Genomic DNA, 13,540 nt, shown 5'->3' with positions numbered 1-13,540 from the left:
CCGCCAGCGTTCGTCCTGAGCCAGGATCAAACTCTCCAAAGAATTTGATATAGCTCTTTAAAAATGACGAAGCTTGCGCTTCATTCAAACATTGTAAAACTTTTTTTGCCTCATCGTTCAGTTTTCAAAGACCAAATGTTGTCGTGTTAGCGACTTTTTAATAATAGCGATTTGACCTTTTAAAGTCAACCGTTTTTTATTATTTTTTTAATTCGCATTCTGTTGTCCGTGTGTGAACAGCAGCGACGTTTATTAATATATCAGCGCCCCCTATTTTCGTCAACTGTTTTTCTAAAAAAACTTTATTTTTTGTTTTACGCTCTGTAACTGAACGAAAGAACGTTTCAAACAAACAAGCCCAGACGAATGTCTGAGCTTGTACTAGTACGCTGTCACGATGATTTTGATGACACACGTTTCTTCGTTTTGGCCTTTCCCGCTGTCGACGGTTTGACGCTCTCTTCCTGAGCAGGTGCTTGGAAGCGATGCAGCATCAAGACTTGATACGCATTGGCAAACACGAGCGTCGCTAACGCCGGCCACAAGATGGCGATTTCATCCGTCGCCTGTAGGGCTGGAATCCATTCGATCAACGTGATGACGATCATCAAGAAGAGCGTCGGGATGAACGCACTCGCGTTCGTCTGCTTCGCCTTACTCGTCGCGATAATCCATGATACCATCACCAACACGACCATTTCACCGATATAGCGCCACATATGATCGTTGCCGAACGCGAGCATGCGAAGATATACCGCATCAAATAACGCAAAGGCGATCAATAGCACTTGCACGCGATTCCATAACCTTGGTCCTCGGAACAAGTCCAACCCAACCCGGTGGACAATCAAATAAGCAAAGAATCCCATCATGCTAATTCCCGTCCACGTGCTCGAGTAGCTAAGCGCCGTGACGATCGCTTCCCAAGATTGACTCACTAAATAACCTGGATTGGCCAGTAAGTTCATCACAAACCCAAACAACGTCCCGAAGACGAGCGTCGTCCAAAACAACCTTAAAAATCCTTGTACCTTCATTTGTGAACCATTACCCTTCTATCTGTTGAATGACCGCTTGTGCCAATCCATCGTATGTTTTCTCAAACGGATGCCCGTCCCGATAAACCGATGGGGCAAAGTCTTCTTCGTTTTCGTACGGCTGACCGAGCGGAATTTGAGCGAGCAACTTGCTCTTCAATGCCTCGGACAACTTTTCGCCTCCCCCGTAACCGAAGACATACTCTTTCTCTCCAGTCACTTTGCTTTCGAAGTACGCCATGTTCTCGATGATGCCGAGTACTTTGTGGTTCGTCTTAATCGCCATCGCCCCAGCCCGTGCAGCGACGAACGCAGCCGTCGCATGCGGTGTCGTGACAATCAACTCTTGGCATGCCGGGAGCATCGAATGAATATCGAGCGCGACATCACCCGTTCCTGGGGGTAAATCGAGGAGCAAGTAATCTAGGTCGCCCCATTCGACGTCGTTAAAGAAATTATTGAGCATCTTCCCGAGCATCGGTCCACGCCAGATGACCGGCGCGTTATCTTCGACAAAGAAGCCCATTGAAATGACTTTCACACCGAACCGCTCGACCGGGATGATTTTTTCTCCACGTACGACTGGTCGTTCTTCGATTCCGAGCATATCCGGCACACTAAAGCCATAAATGTCGGCATCAATCAATCCGACTTTTTTTCCGGCCCGCGCGAGCGCGACGGCTAAGTTGACGGAGACCGTCGATTTCCCGACGCCGCCTTTCCCTGATGCGATTGCGATGAACGTCGTGCCGGCGTTCTCACGAAGAATTGCCGGCTTTGTCGCTTCTTTCAAGCTCTCGTCATTGAGCGCCTCGAAGCGGAGGCCGACCGTTTTGAAACCTTTTCCTTTGAGCAACGTGACAATCTCTTGTTGAAGTTGGAGCTGTTCCCCGCTCCCGGTTTGACCGAGCGCGACTTTAACACTGACATAATCTTCTTTAATGCGAATATCCTTCACGCCAGCTGTATCTCCAAGCGTACGGTTGATTGTTGGATCGATCAACCCCGCCAATTCTTCACGAACTTGTTCTACTGTAAGCATGTGGTTTCCCCCTAATTTCTGTCTCGCTAACAGTATATCAAAAAAAGCGTTTTCTTGAGGGAACGGAATGCAACAATTTCATGAGCAACAAAAAAACTCTCCGCCCCAATGGACAGAGAGTTTGAACCAAATTGTTCGAAGATTAACGCTTCGAGAATTGTGGTGCGCGACGTGCAGCTTTAAGACCGTATTTTTTACGTTCTTTCATGCGAGCGTCACGAGTCAAGAAGCCTTTTTCTTTGAGGCTTGGACGGAATTCTGGGTCCGCTTGAAGAAGCGCACGTGATACGCCGTGGCGAATCGCTCCAGCTTGTCCTGTGAATCCACCACCGTTAACGTTAACGATTACATCGTATTTACCTTCTGTTTCAGTCAATACGAGTGGTGATTTTGCCATCATGATCAAAGTCTCATGACCGAAGTATTCTGAAATATCACGGCCATTTACAACAACTTTGCCGTCACCTGCAACGAGGTGAACGCGAGCCACCGAGTGTTTGCGGCGGCCTGTTCCGTAGTAACGTACATCTGCCATCGTTTAGTTCCTCCCTGTGTCCCGATTAACCGCGAAGTTCGTAAACTTCTGGTTTTTGTGCTGCGTGGTTGTGCTCAGCTCCAGCGTAAACGTGGAGTTTGTTGAATGATTGACGTCCAAGTGATCCTTTTGGAAGCATCCCTTTGATTGCGAGTTCAAGCATACGCTCTGGACGTTTTGCGAGAAGCTCTTTTGCAGTTTGTGATTTCAAACCGCCTGGATGACCTGAATGACGGTAGTAAATCTTGTCGTTCAATTTGTTACCAGTCAAGTGGATTTTCTCAGCGTTGATGATGATGACGTGGTCTCCGCAATCAACGTGTGGTGTGAAAGTCGGCTTGTGCTTACCGCGAAGAAGTGATGCTACTTCACTAGTCAAACGACCAAGTGTTTTGCCTTCTGCGTCGATAAGGAGCCATTTGCGTTCTACTTCAGATGCTTTTGCCATGAATGTCGTGCGCATGTGGAATACCTCCTAAAATGTCTGTTTACTTAATTTTTTTAGTGCTTGTTTGATGCTTTATCATAATCCTAGTTTACGGGGCTAAGATTGTGGTTCATCTCTCAATGTGAAAATGAAATGCCAATGAATATAATACGATTTTATAGGGGGAATGTCAATCTACTTTTTCATAATTCACATTCCACAAATATAGACCGTGCGGTGGGGCTGTAATCCCAGCGCTACGCCGGTCTTTAGAAGCGAGCATTCGACTCACATCTGCCGGTTCATATTTCCCTCGCCCGACCTCAAGCAACGTACCAACCATAATCCGAACTTGGTTATAGAGAAAGCCCGAGCCGACGAATCGGAAGTACATCTCATCGCCTGCTTCAACGAGCTCCGCTTCATAAATTGTTCTGACGCGGTCCTCCACTTCCGCCTTCGTCACCGAGAAGGACGTGAAGTCGTGGGTCCCGACTAATAGACGAAGCGCCTGGCGCATCCGCTCATGATCGAGCGTATACGTGACCGTCACGGCATGGTGGCGTCGGAACGGATCGGCGTCGCCTCGGAAGAAATAGCGATACTCTTTCCGTTTCGCCCCGTACCGTGCGTGAAACGAAGCATCGACTTCTTCAGCCGCTTGGACGAGGATATCATCCGGTAACATCGCATTCAACGCTTTGACGAACCGGTCGACCGGCATCGAGAGGTGCGTATCAAAGTGCAAGACTTGCCCTCTCGCGTGGACCCGAGCATCCGTACGGCCCGAGGCCACGACTTTCACGGCTCGGCTATGCATCCGCGCCAAGACGGCCTCCACTTCGGCTTGAATCGTGTTTCCGTTCGGTTGTACCTGATAGCCTGCATAGTGCGTCCCGTCATACGCTACCGTCAGTTTGATTCGTTTCATCCAATCCCTCGCAATCCGATTAGAATGAGTGTCACGATGACAAAGATGAGGAGTAACGCCGTATCACGACGATGCCACGTCATCTCACGCAACCGCGTCCGCCCTTCACCCCCACGGTACCCTCGAGCTTCCATCGCCGTAGCGAGGTCCTCAGCACGTTTAAACGCAGATACGAATAAAGGGATCATGAGCGGGACGACCGCCTTGAGGCGATCCATGATTGGACCGCTCTTCAAATCGACCCCTCTTGCCTGTTGGGCCTTCATGATCCGATCCGTCTCGTCGGCCAACGTCGGCAAGAACCGGAGCGAGATGGACAACATGAGGGCGATCTCATGGGCTGGTACCCGGAACCGCTCTAACGGACGGAGCCCGGCCTCAATCGAGTCGGTCAGTTCCATCGGCGTCGTCGTCAGCGTCACGAGCGTCGTCAACATGACGAGATAGAAGAAACGGAGCGAGACGATTAAGCCCATGCGGACACCTTCCGAATAAATGGCGAACGGTCCGAATGAAATCAACTCGGTTCCCTCGCGATTAAAGAACAACTGCAACAACAGCGTAAATAGGATCAGGAATAGAATCATCTTCAGTCCGTTCCATAAATACCGCCACGACAGTTGAGACAATCGCACGGCGAACAACGTGAAGGCCAGCAAGAATACGTTCGTCCACAAGTTATCCGCCAAAAAGACGATGGGAATGAAGGCGAGGATAAACAACGTCTTGGCTCGCGCGTCGAGTGTGTGGAGCCACGAGTGTCCGGGAATGTACTGTCCGATAATCAAGTCGCTCCCCCCCTTCCTAGCTCGAGCGCAATCCAGTCCGCCAATTCAGTCTCTGTTCGGAGAGACGGTGTGGCGACCCCAAACACAGGGGCGAGTTCATTAGCGAAACGGAGCACGTGTGGAATCTCGAGCTGGAGCGCCTCGACGAGCGCCTCGTCTTTGAATAAATTGAATGGATCTCCGTCAAAGGCGACCTGTCCGCGTTCCATGACGACGACACGTTCCGCATAAGCCAACACATCATCCATATCGTGCGAGACGAGGATGAGTGTCAAATCGAGTTCTTGTTTTAATCGTTTGAATAACGCCAGCATCTCGCGACGGCCGAGCGGGTCGAGCCCTGCCGTCGGTTCATCCACAACGAGAACGTCCGGACGGCTCGCGAGTACTCCGGCGATGGCGACACGGCGCATCTGTCCGCCGGAGAGATCGAACGGCGAACGGCTCCAAAGCGCTTCATCGAGCCCGACAAGGCGTAAGGCGACATGAGCCCGTTCTTTCGCTTCGTCTTCAGACGCCCCGAAGTTACGTGGACCGAACATGACGTCGCGTTCGACCGTCTCTTCAAATAATTGATGTTCCGGATATTGAAAGACGAGCCCAACGCGGCGCCGAAGCGGGAGTAAGCTTTGCTTTTTATCGCGACGCTTCGTGATTGCACGGACTTCGATGTCATCGACGACGACACGACCTTTTGTCGGCCGCAACAGGCCGTTCATATGTTGAACGAGCGTTGATTTTCCAGAGCCGGTATGGCCAAGAAACGCAACAAGCGCCCCCGACGGAATCATCACATTCACATCGCGCAGCGCGGTTCGTTCAAACGGAGTATTCAATTGATATTGGTAAGTCACTTCTTCAATGCTAATCGGCATAGATGGTTCACCAACTCCGAATGTTGTAGCATCAGACGATCGAGTGGTATGCCCCGTTCCTTCAGTTCGAGTTGCATCCGGACAATAAACGGTACGTCGAGCTGAATGGCTCGTAACGCCTCCGGATTTTGAAACACGTCTTCGGGTGTGCCGGTCATCGCAATCTTGCCTTTCGACAACGCAATGATACGGTCGGCAAACAACACTTCGTCGAGCTCGTGGGTAATGGCGACAACGGTCATCCCTTCTGAGACGAGCTGTTGCACCGTTTCAATCACCTCTTTGCGCCCAATCGGGTCGAGCATCGAGGTAGCTTCATCGAGCACGAGGACATGCGGGCGCATTGCGAGAGCCGAAGCAATCGCAACACGCTGCTTTTGTCCACCGGATAACTGATGCGGTTCACGGTCCGCTAGTTCCGATAATCCAACGCGCGCTAGACTGTCATCAATTCGACGAACCATTTCTTGACGTGGAAGTCCCATGTTTTCGAGAGAGAATGCCACATCATCGCGCACGGTCGCCCCGACAAACTGGTTGTCAGGATTTTGGAAGACGACACCAATCCGTTTCCGAACGTCCCACACGTCTGTGGCGTCCGTTGGATCGAGTGTCTCAACCCGGACTTCTCCTTCTTGAGGAAGCAAAAGCCCATTCCACAACTTCGTCAAAGTCGACTTGCCAGAACCGTTATGGCCAACGATTGCGAGCCATTCCCCTTTGTATACGTCGAGTGACAACCCATTGAGGGCTGGCTCGGTCTGTCCCGGGTAACGAAACACGATATCGCGTACCATAATTTGAGATTCCATCTGCCGACTCCTTTCCGATGTGGAAACAGGGCAATACGTCACCGCATGCCCTGTTGACTGCCTAATGAATTAGACGAGTTCGATGATTACGACTTCCGCACCGTCACCGCGGCGTGGGCCGACTTTCATGATGCGTGTGTATCCACCTTGACGTTCAGCGTAGCGTGGTGCCACGTCTTCGAACAATTTTTGGATTGCGTCTTTTTCTCCAGCGTTCTCTTTGCGAACGAATGAAGCTACTTGACGACGGGCATGAAGATCGCCACGTTTCCCAAGAGTGATCAATTTTTCAACGACTGGGCGAAGTTCTTTCGCTTTTTGTTCAGTTGTTTGAATGCGCTCGTTGATAATAAGGTCAGTTGCAAGATCACGTAAAAGTGCCTTACGTTGCGAGCTTGTACGGCCGAGTTTCGAATAAGCCATTACATTTCCCTCCTTCTTTTGAACTTAGTCTTCTTTACGCAAGCCCAAACCGAGTTCGTCCAACTTGAGTTGAACTTCTTCGAGTGATTTACGTCCGAGGTTACGAACTTTCATCATCTCTTCCTCTGATTTGTTTGCGAGTTCTTGAACCGTGTTGATGCCAGCGCGCTTCAAGCAGTTGTACGAACGAACTGAGAGATCGAGTTCTTCAATCGTCATTTCGAGTACTTTTTCTTTTTGGTCTTCTTCTTTCTCGACCATAATTTCTGCATTGAGAGCTTCGTCAGTCAAGCCAACAAAGATGTTCAAGTGTTCTGTCAAAATTTTCGCCCCGAGCGATACCGCTTCTTCCGGACGGATTGAACCATCTGTCCACACGTCTAATAGAAGCTTATCGAAGCTAGCATCTTGACCGACACGTGTTTTATCTACTTCGTAGTTCACGCGTTGAATCGGTGTGTAGATCGAATCGATTGGAATTACGCCAATCGGCATATCATCACGTTTGTTATCTTCTGCCTGGACGTAACCACGACCACGGCGAGCAGTCAAACGCATGCGAAGCGTCGCGTTGTCAGCGAGAGTCGCGATGTGGAGCTCAGGATTCAAGATTTCAACGTCGCTATCATGGGTAATGTCTGCCGCAGTGACAGCACCGGCACTTGAAACGTTAATCTCAAGCGTTTTCTCTTCGTCCGAGTACACTTTGAGTGCTAACTTCTTGAGGTTAAGTACGATTTGCGTGACGTCTTCGACGACTCCGTCAATCGTAGAGAACTCATGAAGTACGCCATCGATTTGAACCGCTGTTACCGCTGCACCAGGGAGCGATGACAAAAGAATTCGACGTAGTGAGTTGCCGAGAGTAGTGCCATATCCACGTTCAAGCGGTTCCACCACGAATTTACCAAACGTAGCATCCTCGCTGATTTCGACCGTTTCGATCTTTGGTTTTTCAATCTCGATCATCTGAACCCCTCCTTGAGTGTATCCTGCCATGCAGCGCGAGCTGCATTGTATATGCTGTTTGTGCTAGGTAAGCCCTTCACACGCACAAGCGATTATACGCGGCGACGTTTTGGAGGGCGGCAACCGTTGTGCGGAACTGGTGTTACGTCACGGATTGCAGTTACTTCAAGACCAGTAGCTTGGAGGGCACGGATAGCCGCTTCACGTCCAGCACCAGGACCTTTAACGTTAACTTCTACTGTACGCATACCGTTGTCCATTGCAACTTTCGCTGCAGTTTCAGCAGCCAATTGTGCTGCGAACGGAGTCGATTTACGTGATCCTTTAAATCCAAGGTTACCAGAAGTAGCCCATGAGATCGCGTTACCTTGCGTGTCAGTGATTGTAATGATTGTGTTGTTGAAAGTAGAACGGATGTGTACCACACCGACTTCAACATGTTTTTTGACTTTACGTTTTGAACGTACATTTTGCTTACGTTTCGCCATTGTTCAATTCCCTCCTTTACTTCTTCTTGTTCGCTACTGTACGGCGTGGGCCTTTACGAGTACGCGAGTTGTTCTTCGTGTTTTGTCCGCGAACAGGGAGACTACGACGGTGACGAACACCGCGATAAGCGCCGATCTCGATCAAACGTTTAATGTTGAGTGAAACTTCACGACGAAGGTCACCTTCAACTTTGATTCCGTCAATTGCTTCACGGATACGGTTGATTTCGTCTTCTGTCAAATCACGTGTGCGTGAATCTTCAGATACGTTTGCAGTCTTCAAAATTTCTTGTGCTCTTGTTTTACCAATACCAAAGATGTATGTGAGCGAAATAACGATACGTTTTTCGCGTGGAATATCTACACCAGCAATACGTGCCATGTGTGCACCTCCTCTTAGATTAACCTTGTTTTTGTTTGTGTTTCGGGTTTTCGCAAATTACCATTACTTTACCCTTACGACGAATAACTTTACATTTTTCGCAGATCGGTTTTACCGACGGTCTTACTTTCATGATTATACCCTCCTCCTGGAAAAATCGGAGTTACTTGTAACGGTACGTAATCCGCCCGCGAGTCAAGTCGTACGGAGACAACTCGACAGTTACGCGGTCACCTGGAAGGATTCGAATATAGTGCATCCGAATTTTCCCTGAGACGTGCGCGAGCACCGTGTGGCCGTTTTCTAACTCCACTTTAAACATTGCGTTTGGAAGTGGTTCGACAACAGTGCCTTCCACTTCAATGACATCTTGTTTCGCCATCATTTATTCCCCTTTCTATATGAAGATATTTAGGAGCACAGACGATCTATCGCATTGTACTGTGAGAGAAGGATCCGTTACGGATCAGCACGAAGCAATAGAGCCTCATTCACCGGAATCGAGTTTCGTTAAAATCTCGTATCCATCGTCTGTGATGGCGATGGTGTGCTCAAAGTGGGCGCACATGCTACCGTCCACTGTCACAACTGTCCAGTTGTCAGCCAGTGTTCGAACATAGCGTTGACCAGCATTGACCATTGGTTCAATGGCTAACGTCATTCCAGTCTTCAGGCGCGGCCCTTTCCCCGGTGGACCATAGTGCGGAATTTGCGGTTCTTCATGCAAATTTTGTCCGACACCATGACCGACGTATTCGCGGACGACAGAGAAATCATGAGATTCCACATACGCTTGAATCGCATGCGAAATGTCTGTCAGACGCTGCCCAGCCTTAGCGTGCTCCAATCCTTTATACAGACTTTCTTCAGTTACGTCAAGTAACTGCTGCGTCTCTGCTGAGATTGTTCCCACTGGATACGTCCAAGCGGAATCTCCATGGTATCCGTTATAGTAGGCACCGATGTCGATTGAGATGATATCTCCATCGTTCAATACCCGCTTTCCGGGAATCCCATGAACAAGCTCTTCGTTCACTGAAGCACAAACGCTACCGGTAAACCCGTTGTAGCCTTTGAACGACGGTGTCGCACCTTGGCTGCGAATGTATTCTTCCGCGATCCGGTCGAGCTCAAGCGTCGTAATACCTGGTTTGATGTGCTCTTTGAGCACCTGGTGTGTTCGAGCAACAATTTGCCCAGCCTCACGCATAATCGCTATTTCACGAGGCGTCTTCGTGATGATCATTCAGTACCACCGAGTAACGCTTTGACATCGGCGTATACGACATCGATTGGACGATCTCCATCCAATGTACGAAGATACCCTTTTTCAGCGTAAAAGTCAATGAGTGGTTTCGATTGCTCGATGTTGACGTCAAGGCGACGGCGGACCGTTTCCTCTTTATCGTCTTCACGTTGCATGAGAGCCGACCCATCCACATCACAGATGCCTTCCACTTTAGGTGGGTTGAAGATCACATGATATGTCGCACCGCACGTTGGGCAGATCCAACGACCTGTCAAACGCGGGACGAGAATTTCCGCATCCACATCGATATTCACGACATGGTCAATCTGTTTTCCCAAATCTTTAAGCAAACTTTCGAGTGCCTCTGCTTGAGCAACAGTACGCGGGAATCCATCGAGTAGGAAGCCGTTTTTCGTATCATCTTGACTCAAACGCTCACGTACGATTCCGATTGTTACCTCATCCGGTACGAGTTCGCCTTTATCCATGAACGATTTTGCTTCTTTGCCGAGTGGCGTTCCGCCTTTGATTGCCGCACGAAACATGTCGCCTGTCGAAATGTGTGGGATTTGGTACTCTTCGACGATTTTAGCCGCTTGAGTCCCTTTCCCTGCACCCGGTAAGCCCATGAGTACTAGATTCATCTCAGTTAGCCTCCAGTTTTGATTTTCACAACACGTCGTAAACACGACAGGAAGGAAGGGTGTACCCTTCCTTCCGCTTTAACGGATAAAGCCTTTGTAGTGTCGTTTTACAAGTTGACTTTCGATTTGTTTCATCGTTTCGAGGGCTACCCCGATCACGATCAACAAGCTCGTTCCTCCGATTTGCACCGAAGTTGGGAGACCGGCAAGCTTAATGAAGATTGTCGGCATGATCGCAACGAGCGATAGGAAAATCGCTCCGAAGAATGTCAAACGATAGAGCAACTTCGTGATGTACTGTTCTGTTTGCGCCCCAGGACGAATCCCAGGAATATAGCCACCTTGCTTCTGCAGGTTTTCTGCCATCTGTTCAGGATTGACCTGAATGAATGTATAGAAGTAAGCGAATGCGATGATGAGCGCTACGTAGATTGACATTCCGATTGGAGCTGTCGTATCGAAGTAGGTCTGCAACTTCTGCGTCGTTTCCGGAGAAGCAATGAAGCTTGCAACAGTTGGTGGTGTCACCATGAAGGAAATCGCGAAGATAACCGGGATGACACCGGCAGCGTTTAGTTTGATTGGCAAGTGCGTCGACTGTCCGCCCACAGGGGTACGGTTCGCCGTGCGTTTTGCGTATTGAATCGGAATTTTGCGAGCGGCCTGTTGAACATAAATGATCCCCATGGTCACCGCAAGGATAACGAGCAATAGTACAACCAAGTAAACGATGTTAATGAATAACGCATCTCCAGCATTTTGGAGCTTCGTCTCATAAATCTGCGTGAAGATTCTTGGGAACCCAGCGACGATACCGGCGAAGATAATGATGGAAATACCATTCCCAACACCTTTCTCCGTCGTCATCTCACCAAGGAACATCAAGAACGCCGTACCGGCAGTCAGTACGATCGCGATCACGAAATAGGTTGCCGTGCCCCACGTCTCATTGACGAGACCTGGATAGAGGCGGTTAAATCCAAACGACAATGAAGTCGCTTGAATAAACCCTAAGATGATCGTCCCATAGCGCGTGACCGTCGCTAGCTTTTTACGTCCAGACTCGCCTTGTTTTGCCCATTCGGCAAACTTCGGAACGACGTCCATTTGTAAGAGCTGCACAACGATCGATGCCGTAATATACGGCATGATCCCCATTGCGAACAGGGAGAAGTTCTGTAAAGCATTTCCTCCAAACAAGTTCAAGAAGTCGAGTAGACCTCCTGAGTCAAAACGCAACACATCCGTATTCACCATCGGCACCGGGATATGGGCCCCGATGCGGAAAATGATGATGATTGCGAGTGTGAAGAGAATACGCTGTCGAATATCTTTCACGCGCCACATATTGGAGATCGTCTGAAACATCAGATCACCTCAACTGAACCGCCAGCTGCTTCGATCGCTTCTTTCGCTGCACCCGAGAATTTGTTGGCTTTTACAGTCAATTTTGTTTCAAGCTTGCCGTTAGCAAGTACTTTGATTCCGTCTTTAGCAGAGCTGACAACACCAGTCTCGATTAAGAGTTCTGGAGTAACTTCAGTACCTGCTTCGAAACGGTTAAGCGTGTCTAGGGAAACAACTGCATACTCTTTACGAGTAGGGTTGTTGAAACCGCGTTTTGGAAGACGACGGTAAAGTGGGTTTTGCCCACCTTCAAATCCTGGACGAACGCCACCGCCCGAACGAGCTTTTTGACCTTTATGTCCACGGCCAGAAGTTTTACCGTTACCAGTCGCCATACCGCGACCGACACGGTTGCGTTCGTGACGCGAACCTGGAGTTGGCTTCAATTCATGGAGTTTCATAGTGGCACCTCCTTATTTAGTAAGATCTTTATTATTCGTTGATTTCGTTTACAGTCACAAGGTGCGACACCTTTTTGATCATACCACGCATCGCTACGTTGTCAGGGACAACGACAGTCTGATGCATTTTACGAAGACCGAGTGTACGTACTGTTACACGCTGATCCTCAGGACGACCAATAGTGCTGCGTGTGAGGGTGATTGCGAGTTTCGCCATGTCTAATTCCCTCCCTTATTTAAGAAGTTCTTCTACGCTTTTACCGCGTAGTTTAGCAACTTCCTCTGCTTTTTTAAGCTCTGTCAAGCCTTTAACCGTCGCACGGACGATGTTGATTGGTGTGTTAGATCCAAGCGATTTCGAAAGGATGTCACCTACACCTGCAAGTTCGAGCACTGCACGAACCGGTCCACCTGCGATAACCCCAGTACCTTCAGAAGCTGGTTTCATGAATACACGACCTGCTCCGAATACTCCTGTGATTTCGTGTGGAATTGTTGTACCAACCATCGGTACTTGAACCATGTTTTTCTTAGCGGCTTCAATAGCCTTGCGGATCGCTTCTGGCACCTCTTGTGCCTTACCTGTACCGAAACCGACGTGACCATTCTTGTCACCTACGACGACGAGAGCGGCGAAACGGAAGCGACGGCCACCTTTCACGACTTTCGCGACGCGGTTTACGGTAACAACGCGTTCTTCAAGTTGTTCCATGTTAACGTCTAACTGGCGCATCGAGTGTCCCCTCCTTTTTGTTAGAATTTAAGACCTGCTTCACGAGCTGCTTCAGCAACAGCTTTGACGCGGCCATGATAGAGGTATCCACCACGGTCGAACACAACAGTGTCGATACCTTTCTCGAGTGCACGTTCAGCTGCAAGTTTACCAACAGCTTTCGCTGCTTCAACGTTGCCGCCGTTTGTAAGATCGAGAGCTTTATCTTTCGAAGATGCTGACACAAGCGTTGTTTGTGCTGCATCATCGATGAGTTGAACGTAGATGTGCTTGCTCGAGCGGAATACGTTCAAACGTGGACGAGCTGCTGTCCCCGTAATCGTACGACGTACACGAGCATGACGTTTCTTACGAACTGCATTTTTGTCTGCTTTTGTGATCATTTATGCCACTCCTT

General features: G+C 49.3%; 21 protein-coding genes. All 21 read right to left on the bottom strand.

Going from position 1 to position 13,540, the window contains the following annotated elements; all coding sequences use genetic code 11:
- Window positions 1-392: 392 nt before the first annotated feature.
- A complete protein-coding gene (locus tag KNP67_RS13875; RefSeq protein WP_251130882.1) occupies window positions 393-1,013 on the bottom strand; it encodes a KinB-signaling pathway activation protein in 621 nt (206 codons plus the stop codon).
- A gap of 34 nt (window positions 1,014-1,047) precedes the next feature.
- Entirely contained in the window at window positions 1,048-2,079 is a 1,032-nt protein-coding gene (locus tag KNP67_RS13870; RefSeq protein ID WP_021066632.1) for an Mrp/NBP35 family ATP-binding protein, read from the bottom strand.
- 142 nt (window positions 2,080-2,221) lie between these two features.
- Window positions 2,222-2,614, bottom strand: coding sequence for a 30S ribosomal protein S9 (rpsI, locus tag KNP67_RS13865; protein ID WP_021066631.1), 393 nt, complete (start codon window positions 2,612-2,614; stop codon window positions 2,222-2,224).
- Between the two features lie 25 nt (window positions 2,615-2,639).
- Entirely contained in the window at window positions 2,640-3,077 is a 438-nt protein-coding gene (rplM, locus tag KNP67_RS13860; protein WP_021066630.1) for a 50S ribosomal protein L13, read from the bottom strand.
- 154 nt (window positions 3,078-3,231) lie between these two features.
- Window positions 3,232-3,972, bottom strand: a complete 741-nt coding sequence (gene truA, locus KNP67_RS13855; RefSeq protein ID WP_214756837.1) for a tRNA pseudouridine(38-40) synthase TruA — start codon at window positions 3,970-3,972, stop codon at window positions 3,232-3,234.
- Window positions 3,969-4,760 carry an energy-coupling factor transporter transmembrane component T family protein gene (locus tag KNP67_RS13850; RefSeq protein ID WP_021066628.1) on the bottom strand — a complete coding sequence of 264 codons (792 nt, stop codon included), beginning with the start codon at window positions 4,758-4,760 and terminating at the stop codon, window positions 3,969-3,971. The genes truA and KNP67_RS13850 overlap by 4 nt, the downstream gene beginning before the upstream one ends.
- Window positions 4,757-5,635 (bottom strand): energy-coupling factor transporter ATPase, encoded by an 879-nt coding sequence (locus KNP67_RS13845; RefSeq protein WP_021066627.1) that lies wholly within the window; start codon window positions 5,633-5,635, stop codon window positions 4,757-4,759. Before KNP67_RS13845 ends, KNP67_RS13850 begins: the two co-directional genes overlap by 4 nt.
- Window positions 5,611-6,447, bottom strand: a complete 837-nt coding sequence (locus KNP67_RS13840) for an energy-coupling factor transporter ATPase (protein WP_021066626.1) — start codon at window positions 6,445-6,447, stop codon at window positions 5,611-5,613. The genes KNP67_RS13845 and KNP67_RS13840 overlap by 25 nt, the downstream gene beginning before the upstream one ends.
- Window positions 6,448-6,516: 69 nt before the next feature.
- On the bottom strand, window positions 6,517-6,870 hold the full coding sequence (rplQ, locus tag KNP67_RS13835) for a 50S ribosomal protein L17 (RefSeq protein WP_012727650.1): 354 nt from the start codon (window positions 6,868-6,870) through the stop codon (window positions 6,517-6,519).
- A 24-nt stretch (window positions 6,871-6,894) separates the two neighbouring features.
- The gene (locus KNP67_RS13830; protein WP_021066625.1) at window positions 6,895-7,839 is read right to left on the bottom strand and encodes a DNA-directed RNA polymerase subunit alpha; all 945 of its coding nucleotides are present in this window, start codon (window positions 7,837-7,839) and stop codon (window positions 6,895-6,897) included.
- A gap of 92 nt (window positions 7,840-7,931) precedes the next feature.
- Entirely contained in the window at window positions 7,932-8,327 is a 396-nt protein-coding gene (gene rpsK, locus KNP67_RS13825; RefSeq protein ID WP_021066624.1) for a 30S ribosomal protein S11, read from the bottom strand.
- 16 nt (window positions 8,328-8,343) lie between these two features.
- The gene (rpsM, locus tag KNP67_RS13820; protein ID WP_021066623.1) at window positions 8,344-8,709 is read right to left on the bottom strand and encodes a 30S ribosomal protein S13; all 366 of its coding nucleotides are present in this window, start codon (window positions 8,707-8,709) and stop codon (window positions 8,344-8,346) included.
- Window positions 8,710-8,728: 19 nt separating this feature from the next.
- Window positions 8,729-8,842 (bottom strand): 50S ribosomal protein L36, encoded by a 114-nt coding sequence (rpmJ, locus tag KNP67_RS13815; RefSeq protein WP_003156543.1) that lies wholly within the window; start codon window positions 8,840-8,842, stop codon window positions 8,729-8,731.
- A 30-nt stretch (window positions 8,843-8,872) separates the two neighbouring features.
- Entirely contained in the window at window positions 8,873-9,091 is a 219-nt protein-coding gene (gene infA / locus KNP67_RS13810) for a translation initiation factor IF-1 (protein ID WP_021066622.1), read from the bottom strand.
- A gap of 105 nt (window positions 9,092-9,196) precedes the next feature.
- Window positions 9,197-9,955: a type I methionyl aminopeptidase gene (gene map, locus KNP67_RS13805; protein ID WP_021066621.1), complete on the bottom strand. Its 759-nt coding sequence runs from the start codon at window positions 9,953-9,955 to the stop codon at window positions 9,197-9,199.
- A complete protein-coding gene (locus tag KNP67_RS13800; protein ID WP_029594431.1) occupies window positions 9,952-10,602 on the bottom strand; it encodes an adenylate kinase in 651 nt (216 codons plus the stop codon). Before KNP67_RS13800 ends, map begins: the two co-directional genes overlap by 4 nt.
- A gap of 78 nt (window positions 10,603-10,680) precedes the next feature.
- Window positions 10,681-11,970 carry a preprotein translocase subunit SecY gene (gene secY, locus KNP67_RS13795; protein ID WP_021066619.1) on the bottom strand — a complete coding sequence of 430 codons (1,290 nt, stop codon included), beginning with the start codon at window positions 11,968-11,970 and terminating at the stop codon, window positions 10,681-10,683.
- The gene (gene rplO, locus KNP67_RS13790) at window positions 11,970-12,410 is read right to left on the bottom strand and encodes a 50S ribosomal protein L15 (RefSeq protein WP_021066618.1); all 441 of its coding nucleotides are present in this window, start codon (window positions 12,408-12,410) and stop codon (window positions 11,970-11,972) included. The genes secY and rplO overlap by 1 nt, the downstream gene beginning before the upstream one ends.
- Before the next feature lie 31 nt (window positions 12,411-12,441).
- Window positions 12,442-12,627: a 50S ribosomal protein L30 gene (gene rpmD / locus KNP67_RS13785; protein WP_021066617.1), complete on the bottom strand. Its 186-nt coding sequence runs from the start codon at window positions 12,625-12,627 to the stop codon at window positions 12,442-12,444.
- Between the two features lie 15 nt (window positions 12,628-12,642).
- Window positions 12,643-13,143 (bottom strand): 30S ribosomal protein S5, encoded by a 501-nt coding sequence (gene rpsE, locus KNP67_RS13780; RefSeq protein WP_021066616.1) that lies wholly within the window; start codon window positions 13,141-13,143, stop codon window positions 12,643-12,645.
- A gap of 20 nt (window positions 13,144-13,163) precedes the next feature.
- The gene (rplR, locus tag KNP67_RS13775; protein WP_012727661.1) at window positions 13,164-13,526 is read right to left on the bottom strand and encodes a 50S ribosomal protein L18; all 363 of its coding nucleotides are present in this window, start codon (window positions 13,524-13,526) and stop codon (window positions 13,164-13,166) included.
- Window positions 13,527-13,540 lie beyond the last annotated feature (14 nt).

This window comes from Exiguobacterium sp. s157 (assembly GCF_018618205.1).
GTDB classification, from domain to species: domain Bacteria; phylum Bacillota; class Bacilli; order Exiguobacteriales; family Exiguobacteriaceae; genus Exiguobacterium; species Exiguobacterium chiriqhucha.
This window is presented reverse-complemented; position numbering and strand designations above follow the sequence as displayed.

Coding starts and splice junctions, on each gene's coding strand:
- rpmJ (WP_003156543.1), bottom strand. CDS start 8,842: ATGAAAGTAAGACCGTCGGTAAAACCGATCTGCGAAAAATGTAAAGTT.
- infA (WP_021066622.1), bottom strand. CDS start 9,091: ATGGCGAAACAAGATGTCATTGAAGTGGAAGGCACTGTTGTCGAACCA.
- map (WP_021066621.1), bottom strand. CDS start 9,955: ATGATCATCACGAAGACGCCTCGTGAAATAGCGATTATGCGTGAGGCT.
- rpsE (WP_021066616.1), bottom strand. CDS start 13,143: ATGCGCCAGTTAGACGTTAACATGGAACAACTTGAAGAACGCGTTGTT.
- KNP67_RS13800 (WP_029594431.1), bottom strand. CDS start 10,602: ATGAATCTAGTACTCATGGGCTTACCGGGTGCAGGGAAAGGGACTCAA.
- rplO (WP_021066618.1), bottom strand. CDS start 12,410: ATGAAACTCCATGAATTGAAGCCAACTCCAGGTTCGCGTCACGAACGC.
- KNP67_RS13840 (WP_021066626.1), bottom strand. CDS start 6,447: ATGGAATCTCAAATTATGGTACGCGATATCGTGTTTCGTTACCCGGGA.
- truA (WP_214756837.1), bottom strand. CDS start 3,972: ATGAAACGAATCAAACTGACGGTAGCGTATGACGGGACGCACTATGCA.
- rplM (WP_021066630.1), bottom strand. CDS start 3,077: ATGCGCACGACATTCATGGCAAAAGCATCTGAAGTAGAACGCAAATGG.
- KNP67_RS13845 (WP_021066627.1), bottom strand. CDS start 5,635: ATGCCGATTAGCATTGAAGAAGTGACTTACCAATATCAATTGAATACT.
- rpsK (WP_021066624.1), bottom strand. CDS start 8,327: ATGGCGAAACGTAAGCAAAATGTACGTTCAAAACGTAAAGTCAAAAAA.
- rpmD (WP_021066617.1), bottom strand. CDS start 12,627: ATGGCGAAACTCGCAATCACCCTCACACGCAGCACTATTGGTCGTCCT.
- rpsI (WP_021066631.1), bottom strand. CDS start 2,614: ATGGCAGATGTACGTTACTACGGAACAGGCCGCCGCAAACACTCGGTG.
- rplQ (WP_012727650.1), bottom strand. CDS start 6,870: ATGGCTTATTCGAAACTCGGCCGTACAAGCTCGCAACGTAAGGCACTT.
- KNP67_RS13870 (WP_021066632.1), bottom strand. CDS start 2,079: ATGCTTACAGTAGAACAAGTTCGTGAAGAATTGGCGGGGTTGATCGAT.
- rpsM (WP_021066623.1), bottom strand. CDS start 8,709: ATGGCACGTATTGCTGGTGTAGATATTCCACGCGAAAAACGTATCGTT.
- rplR (WP_012727661.1), bottom strand. CDS start 13,526: ATGATCACAAAAGCAGACAAAAATGCAGTTCGTAAGAAACGTCATGCT.
- secY (WP_021066619.1), bottom strand. CDS start 11,970: ATGTTTCAGACGATCTCCAATATGTGGCGCGTGAAAGATATTCGACAG.
- KNP67_RS13830 (WP_021066625.1), bottom strand. CDS start 7,839: ATGATCGAGATTGAAAAACCAAAGATCGAAACGGTCGAAATCAGCGAG.